We start from the raw sequence: 16,316 nt of genomic DNA on the forward strand, positions 1-16,316 counted from the left end.
AAGGCTGGAACAAATGCTCCAGCCTTAATCTTATGGCACTTAAAATTAGTTACCTTGAATAGCGTTATAGTTTTCTAGAGCTGCATTTGTTTGATCAGCCATATTCTTAACAGCTTCTTCCACTGTTACTTGACCATTTAATAATTTTTCTAGTTCAGCTTCATAGTATTGACGCGCTTCTTGGTTTACACCTGAAAGAGCTCCTTGGTCTTCTGGTGTAGAATCATGCAACTGATCAATTGCTGTCTGGAATTGTGGGAACTCTTCAATATTTTTCTTGAAGGTTTCAGTTTCATGTGCATCTACGTTAACAGGGAAATAACCCGTATCAGCATTCCATGTTGCTTGTGTTTCTGCTTCTAATAAGAATTGGATAAAGTTCCAAGTCGCTTCTTTTTTAGCATCATCACCTGATTCAATCATCCATAATGACGCACCACCAATAGACACACCATGAGTGTCTTTGGCATCTACACCTGGGAAGTAAGCAGTACCGACCTCAAAACGGCCACCAACCTCTTCCAAAATAGAGCGCAGGTTAGCAGTTGAACCAACTGTAATCGCTGATTGACCAGATACGAATTCAGGTTGACCTCCCTCACGACCAACATTAGGTAGAACCCCTTCATCTAAACCTTTTTTCCACATTTCTAAAGTCTTAGCCATTGAGCCATTTTCATCAAAAACTACCTCAGTTGGATGACCAGCGCGGCCATTTTCATTATTAAACATGTGCTCGCCTTGTTTAATAATAAACTGTTCTAAGTACCAGCCATAGATACCCATAGACATTGGCATGGCTGCACCGCCCTCACCAGTTAACTTGTCAGCGTTAGCTATAATTGCCTCTAAGTTAGTCAATTCTTCAGGCTTGACACCAGCTTTATCAAAAATATCTTTATTATAGTAAAGAATTGGTGTTGAAGAGTTAAATGGCATTGAATGGAGGGCACCATCGATTGTATAATAAGCTCTTAAATTTGGTTCTAGTTTTTCAAGATCAAAATCTGAATTATCCACATATTGTTGCACCGGTACTGTCAGACCTGAGTCAATCATGAAAGTTGTACCTTGCTCAAAGACTTGCACCAAGTCAGCACCAACATCTGATCCAGAAGCTGAAGACCGTAATTTAGTTAAAGTTTCATCATAAGAGCCTTGGTATTGGGCATTAACGAATACTTCATCTTGAGATTCGTTATACTGGTCAACTAATTTTTGTAAAGCTTCACCAGTTGATCCACCCATGGCATGCCAGAATACTAATTCAGTTTTCCCTTCTGCCGCTGCATTATTAGAAGAGCTGTTGTCTGAAGACCCGCCGGCATTGTTACCACCGCCTCCACCACAAGCTGCTAATAGAGTTGTTGCTGCTAAAGCAACTAAACTCAATTTTTTAAATTCTTCAATCGACATAATTTTCCCTCCGAAAGATTAATTTATTTACATTTTTATTCTAGCCATCGTTTATTAATTTCCTGTAAATTTAATGTTAATCTATGTAAGTTTTGCGTAAATTTTATGTAAATACAGTTAGTCTACTGGTCCTATATTTTTAACCTTGACTTTCTTAGCTAAAAATAGTTATAATGTAATAGTTGTAGCCTCTCGGGTTAGCTCAGCTGGATAGAGCAACGGTCTTCTAAACCGTAGGTCGGGCGTTCGAATCGCCCACTCGAGATACAATAAAACCGGCAAACTTTGCTTAATAGCAAGGCTTGCCGGTTTTTCTTTTTATCCGTTCTGTTCCTAGTTGTTCCTATATATTCCTATGACTAGGGGGAAATCTAGGGGGACTTTTATCGCCCCCCTATAAGGTAAAGCAGGCTGGTTGTTATCTTAACGACGGTATCCAGATAACCAATAGACTTGTTCATCATCATCAAAACTCATATCCGCTATATATATATAGTCCTGCTTGGCTATCCAGTTACCTATTTCTGCCGGCGCAACTTTCATCTTGAAAGGCTGATAAATTGTCTTTATCTGTTCAATAATCGCTGCTTTTAACTTATTCATGCCGGTCTCATCCCGGGCTGAAATAGCCACATAGGGTGGTCTAAAGAGGTGGTCCTGACCCTCATCAACCAGGTCCATCTTATTATAAACGAATAAATGAGGTGTTTGATTCATTTCCAATTCAGCTAGTAAATCCAAAACAACTTCTTGTTGCTCACTAGCATATGGCGATGATGCATCAATCACGATAAGCATTAAATCAACATCCCGACTCTCTTCCAAGGTCGAGTGAAAGGCATCGATCACTTGAGGCGGTAGATCCTGAATAAAACCGACCGTATCAGTGATAGTTAATTTAAATTTATTTTCTAAATCGAACTGACGCGTTAAAGGTGTCAGAGTAGCGAACAACTTGTTATCTTCCTGAGCACCTCCTGCTGATATTTGGTTTAAAATAGTAGATTTACCTACGTTGGTGTAACCAAATAGGGCAATTTGAAAGGTTGGGCTATCTTGACGCTTGAGCCGGGTTCTTTGCCTGTGATCTTCCACAGCTTTAAGTTCTCTTTTGATTTTTTGAATCTCATGACGCAATACCCGACGATCCATTTCTAACTTAGTTTCACCTGGACCTCTAGTGCCAATCCCCCCACCCAAGCGAGATAGGCTAGTACCTTGCCCAGCCAAGCGAGGTAGTAGGTATTCATTTTGCGCCAAAGCTACTTGTAGCTTACCCTCCTTGGAGCTAGCATGTTGGGCAAAGATATCTAAAATTAATTGCACGCGGTCAATCACTGGCATATCTAATTCTTCTTGAATATTGCGCCCTTGGGAAGGTGATAGGGGTTGGTAAAAGACTACTAAGTCTGCTTCATGAGCATCCGCCATCGCTTTAATTTCAGCGACTTTCCCCTTACCTACTAAGGTCCGATTATCATAGCGGTCGCGCTTTTGAATAATAGTTTTTTTTAACTGACCGCCGGCGGTACGGACCAGCTCGCTCAGTTCTTCTAATTGCATATCTAAACGCCGGTCGTCAACATCTGGTGTTTGCACATACACGGCAATAACACGCTCCATTTAAGCATGGCCTCCTTTTAAATATTCATCTAGGTCTGCTTCAATATCTGCCAACCTATCCCTACCAGTTACTAAGTCATAATAGTGAACACCTGTCAGCCGGTTACGGATCCAGGTTAACTGGCGCTTGGCATAGCGACGTGAAGCTTGTTTAAGGTCTTGACTGGCAGCATCCAGGCTAATTTCTCCTTTAAGATAAGGAAAAATTTCCTTATAGCCGATTGCCTTCATACTCTGTTGGTCAGCTGGTAAATCCTGGTTTAAGAGCCACTGGGCCTCGTCTAAGAGACCTTGGTCTAGCATCAAATCTACACGTTGATTGATGCGTTCATATAGAAGCTGTCGATCGGTATTTAGACCAATAATAAAGAGGTCATAGGGACTCTGGTGGTTATGGTGGGTTTCTTGCTGGTCAGAAAATTTTTGTCCAGTCGCTTTGCATACCTCCAAAGCTCTAATCACCCGTCTGACGTTGTTGACATGAATTTTATCAGCTGCTTGGGGATCTAGTGACTGCAGTTTATCATGTAGCGCTTGGTTGCCGTGGTTGTTGGCATAGTCTGTGAGTTGCTGGCGATAGTCTGGATCTTCAGCAGCCTTGTTACCTAGGGAAAGGTCATAAATCAAAGCTTCCAAATAGAGTCCGGTCCCGCCTACCACGATGGGCAGGTGGTTCCTTTGACTAATTTCATGAATCTTGGTCTGACCGTCAGCCTTGAATTCCGCTACGGAATAATTTTGGTCGACCTGACGAATATCAAGCAGATGGTGAGGAACCCCTTGACGCTCAGCCAAACTAGCCTTAGCGGTAGCGATATCTAAATGTTGGTATATTTGCATAGCGTCCCCATTAATAACTTCACCATCAAATTTTTTTGCCAGTTGGATACTTAATTGTGTCTTGCCGACAGCTGTTGGGCCACATATCACAATTACTTTTTCTCTCATGAACTTACACCACCCTGGCCTCTAGCTAATTGGCGGTAGTCAGCCGATTCCTCTAACTGCTCTCTAGCTGCTTGGCGCGAACTGTCCGTAATATGGTCACCGGTAATCATGCGCGCCACTTCATCCACTCGCTCTTCTGGTGCCAGGCTAGCTAAGCTAGTTACAGTACGATTCTCTTTCTCTGTCTTTGAAATATAGAGATGGTGGTCAGCCATGGCAGCGACTTGGGGAAGGTGACTGATACATAGTACTTGAGTACCAATGGCAATAGCAAACATTTTATTAGCAATTGCTTGAGCAACCCGTCCTGAAACCCCTGTGTCCACCTCATCAAAAATGATAGCAGTCGCACCATAATTCTGTTGAAAAATAGTCTTCATAGCTAACATTAAACGTGACAATTCGCCCCCTGAAGCCACTTTAACCAATGGTTTAAGCGGCTCACCAGGATTTGTAGCAATATAAAATTCCACACTATCTAGACCTTGACTGGTCAACTTATCTTGTTGGTCAAAATTTACCTGAAAATCGGCTTGAGCCATATATAATTCGGCTAATTGCGCATTAACTGCCTGGTTTAGATCCTGGCTGGCAGCTTGACGGGCTAGGTGCAATTGATTAGCTAACTTTTTAGCAATCTGGTACTTGTCAGCTACTTTCTGGGCAAGTTTTTCTTGGTGGCTCTCCTTATTCTCCAGCTGAGCTAACTCCTGTTTGGCAGCCTCGCCATAACTAATAACATCTGTAATTTCCGGGCCATACTTGCGTTTCAAGAGGTTAAAATGGTTTAACCGCTCTTCGATCATGTCTAATGCTTGTGGGTCATAGGTCAGACCTTCCAAATAATCGGTGAGCTCATAACTTAATTCTTGCAAGCCATAGTAGTGTGTTTGCATCTGGTCAAAAAGTTGATTATAAACTGTTTCAATGTCGGCGATGGCCTCCAAAGATTGGCTAGCCTGGGCCAGCTGATCTAAAATATTAGCATCAGCCTGCATTAATAATAATCGCGCTTGACCTAAATTATCAGCTAACTTTTGATAATTTTGCATCACTTTTCTCTGTTCCAATAAATCTTCCTCTTCACCAAGTTTCAATTGGCTAGCGTCAATTTCTTCAATTTGAAACTTTAGGAGATCGATGCGTTGGGCTACCTCTTGGTCATTCAGATTAAGTTCGTCTAGATCCTGCTTAGCCTGCCGATAATCCTGGTAGGCTTCTTGGTAAGCCTGCTTTTTGGTTTGGACCGGCTGACCCGCAAAACGATCGAGCAAATCAAGGTGGTTACTAGCTTGCATTAACGACTGGTGCTCATTTTGGCCGTGGATATCGACGATATACTGGCCTATTTGTCGCAGCAAAGCCACGGTCAGCGATTTGCCGTTCACCTTAATCACATTTTTACCTGACTGGTAGAGATCTCGTCTAATCAATAATTGGTCATCCGCAAAATCAATGTTTAGCTCCTCTAATAATTGTTTGGCGGCTGGATTCAAATTAGGCATGTAAAATATTCCGATCAGGCTAAATTTATCTGTACCATAACGAATAAAATCGGTGGCGCCCCGGCCACCGACAAGTAGACTGACGGCATCAATAATAATAGACTTACCAGCCCCTGTTTCACCAGTTAAAACAGTCATACCATTGTCAAAATCCACTGTCAAGGATTCGATAATGGCAAAATTTTCTATGCTGAGATGCTGTAGCATAGTCTCCCTCCTACTTTCCTAATAGATTCTGGTGGGCCTGGTCAACTAAAGCTGGGATATCGAGTTGGGGATTGAATTGGCCTAATCCCGCCTGAGTCCGTTCCAAATGTGCTAAAAACTCTATATTGCCTGTCCCACCCGTGATTGGTGAGTAATCTAAATTATTAAAATTGAAACCTTCTTGACAGGCCAGCTCAGCTACCTTATGAATCACTTCAATATGCACTTTTTTATCTCGTACTAACCCCTTTTTGCCAACTTGGTCGCGTCCCGCCTCAAACTGAGGTTTAATTAAAGCAACAACCTGTCCACCAGGGGCAATAATGTGACTAAGATTAGGTAAAATCAAGGCTAAAGAGATAAAGGAGACATCAATAGTAGCAATTTCAGGTTGGCCATGCGTAAAATCAGCAAGTTGGCTATAGCGAAAATTAGTCTGCTCCATTACAATTACCCGGTCATCATTGCGGAGTTTCCAGGCTAATTGGTTAGTACCAACATCTAGGGCATAAGATAATTGTGCACCATTTTGAAGGGCTACATCAGTAAAGCCACCGGTAGATGAGCCGATATCTAAAACAATTTTATCAATAAAGTCAATGCCAAAGACCTGTCTGGCCTTGTCCAATTTAAGGCCACCGCGAGAAACATATGGCATTTCTTCACCTTTTAATTGTAGTTGTACTTGGCTATCAATTTTTTCGCCAGCCTTATCAATGCGCTGTTGCTTGTCATCATAAACTTGACCCGCCATAATATAACGCTTGGCTTTTTCACGGCTGTCAGCCAAGCCTTGTTGGACCAGTAATAGATCAGCTCTTTCCTTTACCAATAAAACCCTCTCCTAAATCTTCAAATAAGTAATAAATTCAGCTAATAATTGGCCTGAAAAAGTAGGAACACTAGCTTCGATTTTAGCTAAGATATCCTGGCATTTATCAATTTCCTGATCCAAGGCTACCAGTGCCTGGTCAGTTCCTAAAATACCAGGATAGGTGTTTTTGCCCGCCTCTTGGTCCCCAGCATTCTTTTTACCCCGTTTTTCATCTGTCCACAAAACTTCTTGCAAATCATTCTGGATTTGATAAGCCAATCCATAGCAATAAGCAAAATCTCTCAACATAGCTAAAACAGCCTGATCCTGCTGGCAAACCCTGCCCCCAGCTACTAAAGCAAAGGCCATTAGCGCACCTGTTTTTTTACGGTGGATATCTTTAAGAGCCTCAAGCTGTAATGCTATACCCTCAGCTTCAATATCAGCTTCCTGACCACCAATCATACCGGCCAAACCAGCATAATGGCTGAGATCTTGACAAAGTGCTAATTTAGCTTGGGAGTCAAGACAATTTACTGCTAGTATCTTGCTAAATGCAGCAGTCAGCAAGGCATCACCTGCTAAAATGGCAGTTGCTTCATCAAATTTTTTATGGTTAGCTAGTTGACCACGCCGGTAATCATCATCATCCATGGCCGGTAGATCATCGTGAATCAGCGAATAGGTGTGAATATATTCAATAGCTGCTGCCGGGCCTAGCCCTAGCTGCCAGTCTTGGCCAAAGCTATGAATAGTGGCTAGTAAAAGTAAGGGGCGAACCCGCTTACCGCCATTAGCTAGAGAGTAGGTCATAGCCTGACCAACTCGGCTACTGGCATGGTCCACTTGCAAACTTGTCAGTAAATCTGCTTGGATTTCGTTTTGAAAGTCTTTTAATTTAGTCATAAATACTCCTAGAAGGGCAAAATCTCTTGATCTACTTGGTTATCACTTTCAGTTGCCGGGCTCTTTTCCGACTTGTGACTCGCTAAATCTATTTTTTGACCATCTTCTTGAATCAACTTGGTCATAGTTTCTTCAGCTTCCTGTAATTGGTCAGCACAGTACTTACTCAAAGCCATCCCTTCCTTAAAGGCAGTCATCGACTCCTCTAGGGAAATTTGGCCTTGCTGTAGTTTGCTAACCGTTTGTTCTAACTGGGTTAGAGCCTCTTCAAAACTCAGTTTTTCTAATGCTTGTTTGTCCACTACTTATCGTCCTCTCTTAATTGCTGGTGGTGGCTAGATAAAATTTGACCAGTCGCCTGACCATCCTTTAATTGAATGGTCACTTGGTCGCCCTTGGCTAAATCGTTGATGGTATCTATCTTATTGCCTGCCTTGCTTAGATAGACATAGCCCTGACTAAGCCGTTTAAGGGGAGACAATAAATCAAGGCTAACAATCAGTTGTTTAACTTGCTGGCCAAGTTGATCCAAATAACGGGCTTGCGCCTGCTGTAGACCCTGGTCATGGAGAGATAATTGCCGCTTAGCCTCTGCAATTAGCAGCTGGGGATTAGCTCCTGCTAACTTGGCTTGCTGGTTATTTAAGGCCTGCTGACTAGTTTTTAAATAGGCTTCTTGGCTAGTCTGCAAGCTATAATCAGCCATAGCTAGACGTTGTCGGTGGGCATCATATAGACTTTGGGGCTTAGCTAAAACGTTGCTAGCTCTGACATAATCCAATCTTTTACGGTAAGCTGTCAAACGCTGAACCATCAAACTCGTTAGATTTTGCCGCGCTTGATTAATTTTTTGAATTTCTTCGACCAAGACCGGCGTCGCAATTTCAGCAGCAGCGGTTGGTGTTGCGGCTCGCACATCAGCCACAAAATCAGTTAGAGTCGTATCGGTTTCATGCCCCACTGAGGAGATAACTGGCGTTTGCATTTTAGCAATTTGATAAACAACTGCCTCTTCATTGAAGGGCCAGAGGTCTTCAATTGAGCCCCCACCCCGACCAACAATTACCAAGTCATACTGGCCGTCAGCTTCTACCCTAGTTAAGTTTTTGACAATATCAGCTGCACTCTTGTCTCCTTGAACGACCGTCGGATAAAGATCCACTTGAACTATTGGATAGCGGCGACGGATAGTTGTTTCAATATCACGAATAACAGCGCCACTGGCAGAAGTAACGACTGCTATCCGCTTGGGAAAACGTGGTATCGCCTTAGGGGTAAAATCAAAAATTCCTTCCTTAATTAGTCGCGCCTTGAGTTGCTCATAACGGACCTGTAGGGCACCCTTACCATCAGGAATCAGCTGGTCGATATAAATTTGATAACTACCGTGTTTTTCATACAAGCCCAGGCGGCCGATCGCATATACCTGCATCCCCTCTTCAAGTTCAAAGTCCAATTTCTGAAATGTCGACTTAAACATCATTGCCGATATAACAGCCTCTTCATCTTTTAGGGAAAAGTATTGGTGACCATTACTGCGTTTACGATAGTTAGAAACTTGTCCAGTTAGATATACTTTTTTTAGGTAGGGATCACGGTCAAACTTGGCCTTTAAGTAGCGCGTTAGCTGACCAACACTGAGATAATTTTTACTATCGACTGCCATAGCCCAGATCCTTGTCAATTTGGTCATAAAGCTGCTTAAATAACATTAAATTAGTTAAAGGACCCACGCCACCCGGTACGGGTGTAATAGCAGACAGCTTATCTTTCAATTCTGAATAAGCAGCATCCCCAACTAACTTGCCGTTCTGATCATAGTTAGTCCCGATATCTACTAGGACAGCACCCTCTTTAACCATGTCACCAGTAATATAACCTGGACGACCGATAGCAACGCAGATGATGTCTGCTTGGCGGGTATAATTTGCCAAATCTTTAGTCTGGCTATGACAAACAGTTACTGTTGCGCCGGCTTGGGACATTAACTCGGCCAAGGGTTTACCCACGATTAGCGACCGCCCCACCATGACAGCTTGCTTACCAACAAGGTCGATGCCATATTCTGCCATTAAGGTCATACTAGCTAGCGCTGTATTAGGAATCTTACTAGCCTGACCAGCTAGTAAATTGCCTAGATGGACAGGGTTCAGGGCATCAACGTCTTTTTTAGGGTTAATTCGGCTAACAATTGCATGTTGGTCAAGCGTTTTTGGCAGTGGCAACTCTAGCATAATGCCGTGAACACTTGGGTCTTCGTTTAAATTATCAATTTCTTGCAAAAGTTCGGTTGTCGTGATGCTTGGAAAAAGCTTGAGGCTAAACTGAGCCCCGATTTGATCTGCTAATTTTTGCTTACTTTTAGCATAGCTAATACTAGCTGCATCGTTACCTACTAAAATTGTTACTAAATGCGGTCTAATCCCCCGCTCTCTAAAAGCTTGCGCCTGGCTGGCCAAATCTGTTTTTATTCTGCTAACTAGGTCCTTTGAGCGCATTTCTACTACCACTTTACTACCTCCATTATAGATAGAAAGAGGACTCAAATGAATCATCATTCCAGTCCTGTCTTCTCTATTTTGCTGTTAATTCATCCATGACACTAGACAACACACCATTGATAAAACGACGTGATTTCTCATCGGTATAAAGCTTGGCTAATTCCAAGCCCTGGTCAATGGAAACAACTAATGGTGTGACATCATTATCAACAAACAGCATCTCATATACCGCAATACGTAAGATCTGCAAATTGATGTTTTCCAGACGACTAACTGACCAGGATCCTTTAATGTGCTTATTGATCATCTGATCAATTTCTTCCTGGTGGTCTAAAATATCTGTGACTAAGGCAGCTAATTCTATCTGATCTTGTTCAGTCAGGCTAACCTGGTTAAAAGGATCATGCTTACCATAGACTTCTACATGCTGTTTTAACTGCTGGGCCTGGTTTTCAATCTGAGTAAATTCTTCTGTCAACTCTTCAAAACTAGTTTCGTAATTTAACTCAGATAAATTATCTTCAATATGATCGATTGCTGCATCTACATCAAAAGGTGATTGAAATTGCTTTTCATAAAGGACCAGCATAGCAATTTCCCGACGTTGACTCTGTTTTAATCCCATCTTAACACCCATTCTATCCTGCGACTTGCGTATTAAAGCCAACTACATGCACATTAACATGTGATAGTTCATAATCTGTCATAAACAATACCTGTTCAATCACATGTTGTTGCAGAGCTAGACAAAGTTTAGGTACTGATAGCCCATAATTAATCATCACATGAATATCTAGCACAATTTGGTCTTGCGCGTTCTGATAGAGGGCTACTCCCCGCCTCCGTGAAAAGATACCTTGCAGGTAATTGCCAGAGCCGTTAACCACTTGGATATCTTTAAATTGGCGGGCAGCCTCATAGGCAATCGTTTCAATAACATCCGGGGCAATTTCAATCGAACCCGCTACACTAGATGTTTGGGTGATATTTGATTGTGTTTTTGTATAAGCTGACATAGCTATCACTCCTGTTTTACATTTCCTTTATTTTACCATACCTTATGCAAAAGACCCATCCTTAAGATAAGACAATCAGTTCACGTGGCGCGTGGGTAAGCACTTGATTTCCTGTCGCCGTTAAAAGCAGGTCGTCCTCGATTCGGACACCTGCTTGACCGTGCAGGTAAATGCCTGGTTCGTCGGTAATAACACTATTTGCTTTCAGCTCACGATTATTATTTTTGCTAATTTGCGGCCCTTCGTGAATTTCTAAACCAATGCCATGGCCCAAAGAGTGACCAAAACAATCACCATAGCCATGCTGGCTAATAAAATCTCTGGCTAACCCATCTAGTTTTTGACCGGTTAGACCAGGTCGGGCCTCATCACGTACCAATTGATTAGCCTCTAAAACAATTTGATAAATTTCCTGTTCCTGCTGACTGACTGGTCCCATGGCAAAGGTGCGGGTAATATCTGAGGTATAACCTTGATAATAACAGCCAAAATCAAGGGTCACTAAATCATTTGCTTCAATAATTTTTCCAGAAGCTACCCCATGAGGCATGGCCGACCGATAACCTGAGGCTACAATTGTATCAAAAGAAACACCACTAGCACCCTGCTTGCGCATATAAAAATCTAATTCATTAGCAACTTCAATCTCAGTCATGCCAGGTTTAATAAAACCAAGAATATGATCAAAGGCCGCATCTGCAATTTGACAAGCCTTTTGGATATGGGCTATTTCCTTGCTGTCTTTTTCCTCTCTTTGTACCTCTATAAGTCCAGAGGCTGGTATCAGACGCTGGTCATCCACCACATCCACCAATTGGTCATAATAAGCTACAGTCACAAATTCTTCTTCGTAACCTATGCTTAAAATATTTTCATCCCTAATCAATTGTCCAATAAAAACCATGGGACTTTTTACCGTGGATTGGCCACCAGCAATAACCACCTCAAATTCCGGACATTCCTTGCGAGCTTGCTCTTGATAGCGGAAATCAGTTATAAAATAGGCATGATTTTGGGTCACCAAAGCTTGGCCTGAGCTCCCGGTAAAACCAGTAATATAGCGCAAATTATAGGGATTGTTTATCAGATATGCCCCCATATTTTCATTGATGAGGCTTTCTTGCAGTAAATTAAGCCGTCTATCCATAATTTCTCCTTATCTCCCACAATGTTATATTGATAAGTATAACATACTATTTTTATTGAAGTCGCGGAGACTAGAAGCTATAGCTATGACCATCTGTGTCTAAGTATACCTGGTAAGTAATTTCCTGATTATCCTGATTAACCACATTAACCACAACCTGGCCTTGATTAAAATAATAGGTGTGCTTATCTGGTAAATGGATAGATTCACCACTACTTTCCTGGTTAAGTTGACGCTCCTGATTTTGACTCGTCACCTGGTCAGCTTCCGATTGGTCGATAACCAATTTTTGCTCGCTCATCCCCACTTCGTCTTGTATCAATTGGCTACTTTCTTCTGGTCGTGCCCTCATATTTTCATTAGGCATAGACTCAGAAATTTCCTCATCGTTTAAATCCATATCTAGAGAATCAGAATGAATCTCCGGATTCTCTATATTCTCTTTCTCTGCATTAGCTACATAAACAACAAAATCCTCATGATAGCGATGTCTAGCCATACTAGCCATAATTTGAGCCCGATAATAATTCTGTAAATTAATGTGCTGGCTATATAAATGCTGATAAATCTGTAAATTTGCTAAAAAAAAGAGGCTTATCAAAGCCAAACTGACCAAACTATGTAGCAGAATACTAGCGCGCTTCATTATTATTCGCCACCTTAAAATTTAATTGGCAGGTATAGACCTCCCCGTTAGTCATTTCTGTCGTCATCATCACTGCATGTGGGCTAAGCTGTTGCACAGAAAAATTGGCCACCTGCATGAGAACGGGATGGTGTCCCTGACCTTTCTTTCTACGACGAATCATCTGGCTATTTACATTTTGATAGTGTTCAAAACTAATTAATTCTTGATCTGTTGTTTTAAAAGACAAAACATGCGGTCCAGCTCCAGTCAGATAAGCTGTCTGACTAGCAGCAATCACCTGAGCTTCAAATAAGGCGTAATCAGCCAGATAATTTTGTGACAAACTTTGATTAAAGTTAATTTGCCCCTGCAGAGTTTGACCTAAACTCAACTGAATGATAGCAAAAACTGCTAAAGCAAATATACATTCAATTAAAGTAAAGGCTCTTTTATTCAATAAAGGATATAACTTCTTCAACTGGCTGACCACCTTTCTCCAAAGTAACAGTTACAGCTTCACTACTACCGGTTTGGCTTAAGGTATTGAGACTGGCTTGTCTAAAGTGTCCTGTATTGGTCTGACATTCTCTTAACTTGTCCACTTGGATAATTAAACTGGGAATAATAAGACTCAAACATATGGTCAAAACCAATAAGGCTAACAAGGATTCCGTCATTAAATAGGCGTTTTTGTTCTGTAGATTCACTAGAAAAAATTTAACGTGCTGTTTTATGTCTAACATATTGACCACTTCCCATCTGGAATACAATTTCATGCTTATAATGCGGATCCACGATCACCCAGGTAAAAGGACTAATATACCCAGTTTGTGACATAATAATAAATTTCCGGTAATGGGCAAAATAAATCCGGTCAGGTAGATGATAATGCCAAACTTCTTGGCCGTCGCCAAGGTCAACTACTCTCAAATCCTGCTGATATGACTGAACCTGGTAAGTCTTACCCTGTAGGATTGCTTGATTTTGTAACTTTTTAACCTGGTGGGTTATTTCCTGGACTGCAAGTTCACTAGCCATCAAATCCTGGCCATAATTTGAAAAGACCAAGCCAGCTATCATAATCAGACTCACCACCATTAATACTAGAAGTGACTCTAGTAATGTAAATCCTTGCTTAGTTAATTTCATATTTACCTCCTAGAGCCACTCTAATTTAACTCAAACTACTGGGGACGATTTTGATAACGTTCGACCTGTTCCTTGGTCAGATAGCCGCCACTTTGTAATTCAGCTAAGCTACCTTCCTTCCCATTGTTATCAAGACGATAGAGCTCCTGTTGGGTTTCAACAGTTTTCACTAAAGCATCATCCCCCTTTTTTTCAATATTTACACGGCGGTCAGCAATATTAGGGACAATTAGCAGCAAGAGCACAGCTATAATTAAAAGAACTAAAACCATTTCTAATAGGGTAAAGGCAATGGGATTATCCACTTTTTTTCTTAATTGACTTAATTTAGCAATCATATTTTCTCCTTTCCATAGCAAACATATCTCAGTTTATCTTCCTTATATTTGCCCCAACATATTTAACATGGGCAGCATGAGAACCAAATAAACTAATACAACTACCATCGATACCGCCAAGAACATGATATTTTTTAATTGATTCGTCAACCTAGTCAGTTCTTGATAGTAGCAATCAAGGCATTTCCTACTGTAGAAACGCATTTTAATAGCCAATTGACTCACTAATTCCCCGTGGGCCACAATCTCTGGGAATATTATGGTAAAAATCCCTAGCTTAGCTAAACTTTCTACAAAAGGAATCCCCGCCTTATAATTACTCTCTAAATAAGTACCAAATTCACTTAAAAAAGCAACCTGGTCTTGTTCGGCAAAAACCGTCATTATTTGTTGACTGGAATAACCGATAGCAAATAGTTGGCTAAATTCGTGAGCAAAGTAGTAGGTATAATACAAGCGAAAATACTTACCTAAAAATGGTAAGACCACATAAGTTTGGGCCCGCCGCAAGGGCGTGGTTAGCCGGTGATAAACATAGCTTAATATCGCAAGTAGGCTAACTAAAGCTAGTAAAATGACAAGCGTTTGCGGCAAATTTTCTAGAAAGTGAATTAAGGCATAAGTCACCTGGTCCAAATCTTGGTCTGCTAGCATAGCCTGCAATTGGGGTAACAAGAAAACTCTTAAAACAAGCATTAAACCAATCATAAGCACTACCAAGGCCAAGGGGTAGGCCAGGGTCTGCTTGATTTTTTGCTGGTTTTGAGCACTTCTTCGTATATAGTCGGCAATCTCCCCCAATCCGCTAGCCAGATCATCATAGTTCTCAACTAATTTAATTTGAAAAATAATTTTGTCTGACAAGTTAATAGCATCCAATACCTGATAAAAATAAGCCCCTTGGCTTAAGTCAGCTTGCATGTCTCGGTATATATTTTGAAATTTGCGGTCCAGTGTTTCTAAAAAATCCAGAGCCTGAGCCAGCGTAAAACCTTCTAATAATAATTCACTGACTTGCTCTAAAAACTCAGCTTGCTTTTTGGCTGTCCAAGAGGACTTAATTTCATAATTTAGCAGTCTCTTCCAATCGATAGGGTTGGGCCGCTGCTCTTGAGATTTTTCCATCAGTCACCGCCTGTTCGATATTTTGGTTTAGAGTACGAAAGTTATCGGTTACCTGTTTATCACTTAAATAGGTCTGAAGGTCAGCTCCCGCTAACCACTCAAAGACAGGCCAAGCCACTTCCCTAATCCCTGGAATCAGACGCTGGCTAGAAACTAGCAGTAGCGTCTGGTGCAGCTGTAGGTCAGTCACCTCCAATTCTTTCAAACGCTCAATGACCCCAAAGCAATTTTTAGCATGAATCGTTGCAACAACTAGGTGGCCGGTTAGGGCTGCCCGCATCATCATCCGAGCAGTATGGACATCGCGCACCTCCCCAATAACTAAAATATCCGGATGGTGGCGGAGGGCTGCCTTAATGAGTTGGTCAAAACCGATACCAGCCTTATCATTAATCTCTGTTTGCAAAAAATTAGCTTCTCTAATTTCTACCGGGTCTTCAATACAAATGATTTGACGCTTAGTCTTTTGAAAAACTTGACGCAGTAGATAATAGATAGTTGTCGTTTTTCCTGAAGCCACCGGACCTGAAAAAATAATAAGGCCAGACTTTTTCTGTAAATACGCCTTGGCAAGATGACTAAAAATCGTATCTAGCCCAACTTGGTTAAGCTCCTTGTCTTCTTGGTACAGCAGCCTAACTACCATTGACTCCAACAATTGATAGTTAGCCATAGTTGATAGCCGTAACTCATACTCGCGGTCAGCTAGTTGAAAAAAGACGCGACCATCTTGAGGCTGTCGGCGTTCACCCACGTCCATATGACCCATATATTTTAAATAACGAATTAACTGACTCCCTTCCTCTTGGCTCAATTCTCTAATTTTTCTGAGTTGACCAAGGTCTCGTAGTAAGACATCATATTTATTATTTTTAGGTTGAATATGAATATCAGCAGATTGACTAGCCGTTGCTTCAGTCATTATTTCAGTCATCAGGGCTTCTATCTTGCCCACCTCCTTGAATTTATTAACCGGTCACTTATAGATACGTA

19 protein-coding genes and 1 tRNA gene are annotated in these 16,316 nt (G+C 41.5%); 1 reads left to right on the forward strand and 19 read right to left on the reverse strand.

All coding sequences use genetic code 11. The features are described from left to right. Positions 1 to 45: 45 nt before the first annotated feature. Complete coding sequence (locus AWM75_RS02080; RefSeq protein ID WP_067977645.1) at positions 46 to 1,416, reverse strand: ABC transporter substrate-binding protein; 1,371 nt, start codon at positions 1,414 to 1,416, stop codon at positions 46 to 48. 191 nt (positions 1,417 to 1,607) lie between these two features. Between AWM75_RS02080 and AWM75_RS02085 the strand changes: the two genes are divergently transcribed. Then, positions 1,608 to 1,681 (forward strand) — tRNA-Arg (locus tag AWM75_RS02085). A 158-nt stretch (positions 1,682 to 1,839) separates the two neighbouring features. On the opposite strand, the gene hflX is transcribed toward AWM75_RS02085, so the two are convergent. The 18 genes from hflX to comGA form a co-directional block, all read right to left on the reverse strand. Then, entirely contained in the window at positions 1,840 to 3,039 is a 1,200-nt protein-coding gene (gene hflX / locus AWM75_RS02090) for a GTPase HflX (RefSeq protein ID WP_067977648.1), read from the reverse strand. Continuing rightward, on the reverse strand, positions 3,040 to 3,987 hold the full coding sequence (gene miaA, locus AWM75_RS02095; RefSeq protein ID WP_067977651.1) for a tRNA (adenosine(37)-N6)-dimethylallyltransferase MiaA: 948 nt from the start codon (positions 3,985 to 3,987) through the stop codon (positions 3,040 to 3,042). It lies immediately after the preceding gene. Continuing rightward, complete coding sequence (gene recN, locus AWM75_RS02100; protein ID WP_067977653.1) at positions 3,984 to 5,699, reverse strand: DNA repair protein RecN; 1,716 nt, start codon at positions 5,697 to 5,699, stop codon at positions 3,984 to 3,986. The genes miaA and recN overlap by 4 nt, the downstream gene beginning before the upstream one ends. A gap of 10 nt (positions 5,700 to 5,709) precedes the next feature. Beyond that, positions 5,710 to 6,531, reverse strand: coding sequence for a TlyA family RNA methyltransferase (locus AWM75_RS02105; protein ID WP_067977655.1), 822 nt, complete (start codon positions 6,529 to 6,531; stop codon positions 5,710 to 5,712). Positions 6,532 to 6,543: 12 nt separating this feature from the next. Then, positions 6,544 to 7,419 (reverse strand): polyprenyl synthetase family protein, encoded by an 876-nt coding sequence (locus AWM75_RS02110; protein WP_067977658.1) that lies wholly within the window; start codon positions 7,417 to 7,419, stop codon positions 6,544 to 6,546. An 8-nt stretch (positions 7,420 to 7,427) separates the two neighbouring features. Then, complete coding sequence (locus tag AWM75_RS02115) at positions 7,428 to 7,721, reverse strand: exodeoxyribonuclease VII small subunit (RefSeq protein WP_082702022.1); 294 nt, start codon at positions 7,719 to 7,721, stop codon at positions 7,428 to 7,430. Then, a complete protein-coding gene (gene xseA, locus AWM75_RS02120) occupies positions 7,721 to 9,085 on the reverse strand; it encodes an exodeoxyribonuclease VII large subunit (protein ID WP_067977660.1) in 1,365 nt (454 codons plus the stop codon). Before xseA ends, AWM75_RS02115 begins: the two co-directional genes overlap by 1 nt. After that, complete coding sequence (locus AWM75_RS02125; RefSeq protein WP_234946622.1) at positions 9,072 to 9,929, reverse strand: bifunctional 5,10-methylenetetrahydrofolate dehydrogenase/5,10-methenyltetrahydrofolate cyclohydrolase; 858 nt, start codon at positions 9,927 to 9,929, stop codon at positions 9,072 to 9,074. Before AWM75_RS02125 ends, xseA begins: the two co-directional genes overlap by 14 nt. 64 nt (positions 9,930 to 9,993) lie before the next feature. Then, entirely contained in the window at positions 9,994 to 10,545 is a 552-nt protein-coding gene (gene nusB, locus AWM75_RS02130) for a transcription antitermination factor NusB (protein WP_158320146.1), read from the reverse strand. 13 nt (positions 10,546 to 10,558) lie between these two features. Further along, positions 10,559 to 10,936, reverse strand: coding sequence for an Asp23/Gls24 family envelope stress response protein (locus AWM75_RS02135; protein WP_067977664.1), 378 nt, complete (start codon positions 10,934 to 10,936; stop codon positions 10,559 to 10,561). Positions 10,937 to 10,997: 61 nt separating this feature from the next. Then, positions 10,998 to 12,083, reverse strand: coding sequence for a M24 family metallopeptidase (locus tag AWM75_RS02140; RefSeq protein WP_067977667.1), 1,086 nt, complete (start codon positions 12,081 to 12,083; stop codon positions 10,998 to 11,000). 70 nt (positions 12,084 to 12,153) lie between these two features. After that, positions 12,154 to 12,729 (reverse strand): hypothetical protein, encoded by a 576-nt coding sequence (locus AWM75_RS02145; protein WP_067977671.1) that lies wholly within the window; start codon positions 12,727 to 12,729, stop codon positions 12,154 to 12,156. Then, complete coding sequence (locus AWM75_RS02150) at positions 12,716 to 13,189, reverse strand: ComGF family competence protein (protein ID WP_067977674.1); 474 nt, start codon at positions 13,187 to 13,189, stop codon at positions 12,716 to 12,718. The genes AWM75_RS02145 and AWM75_RS02150 overlap by 14 nt, the downstream gene beginning before the upstream one ends. After that, positions 13,161 to 13,454: a hypothetical protein gene (locus AWM75_RS08780; protein ID WP_067977676.1), complete on the reverse strand. Its 294-nt coding sequence runs from the start codon at positions 13,452 to 13,454 to the stop codon at positions 13,161 to 13,163. The genes AWM75_RS02150 and AWM75_RS08780 overlap by 29 nt, the downstream gene beginning before the upstream one ends. Further along, entirely contained in the window at positions 13,429 to 13,860 is a 432-nt protein-coding gene (gene comGD, locus AWM75_RS02160) for a competence type IV pilus minor pilin ComGD (protein ID WP_067977679.1), read from the reverse strand. Before comGD ends, AWM75_RS08780 begins: the two co-directional genes overlap by 26 nt. A gap of 35 nt (positions 13,861 to 13,895) precedes the next feature. Next, entirely contained in the window at positions 13,896 to 14,198 is a 303-nt protein-coding gene (gene comGC / locus AWM75_RS02165; RefSeq protein ID WP_067977682.1) for a competence type IV pilus major pilin ComGC, read from the reverse strand. Between the two features lie 42 nt (positions 14,199 to 14,240). After that, positions 14,241 to 15,323: a competence type IV pilus assembly protein ComGB gene (comGB, locus tag AWM75_RS02170; protein ID WP_067977684.1), complete on the reverse strand. Its 1,083-nt coding sequence runs from the start codon at positions 15,321 to 15,323 to the stop codon at positions 14,241 to 14,243. After that, on the reverse strand, positions 15,262 to 16,257 hold the full coding sequence (gene comGA, locus AWM75_RS02175) for a competence type IV pilus ATPase ComGA (RefSeq protein WP_234946621.1): 996 nt from the start codon (positions 16,255 to 16,257) through the stop codon (positions 15,262 to 15,264). The genes comGB and comGA overlap by 62 nt, the downstream gene beginning before the upstream one ends. Positions 16,258 to 16,316: the final 59 nt, after the last annotated feature.

The organism is Aerococcus urinaehominis (genome assembly GCF_001543245.1).
In the GTDB taxonomy this organism is placed as follows: Bacteria; Bacillota; Bacilli; order Lactobacillales; family Aerococcaceae; genus Aerococcus; species Aerococcus urinaehominis.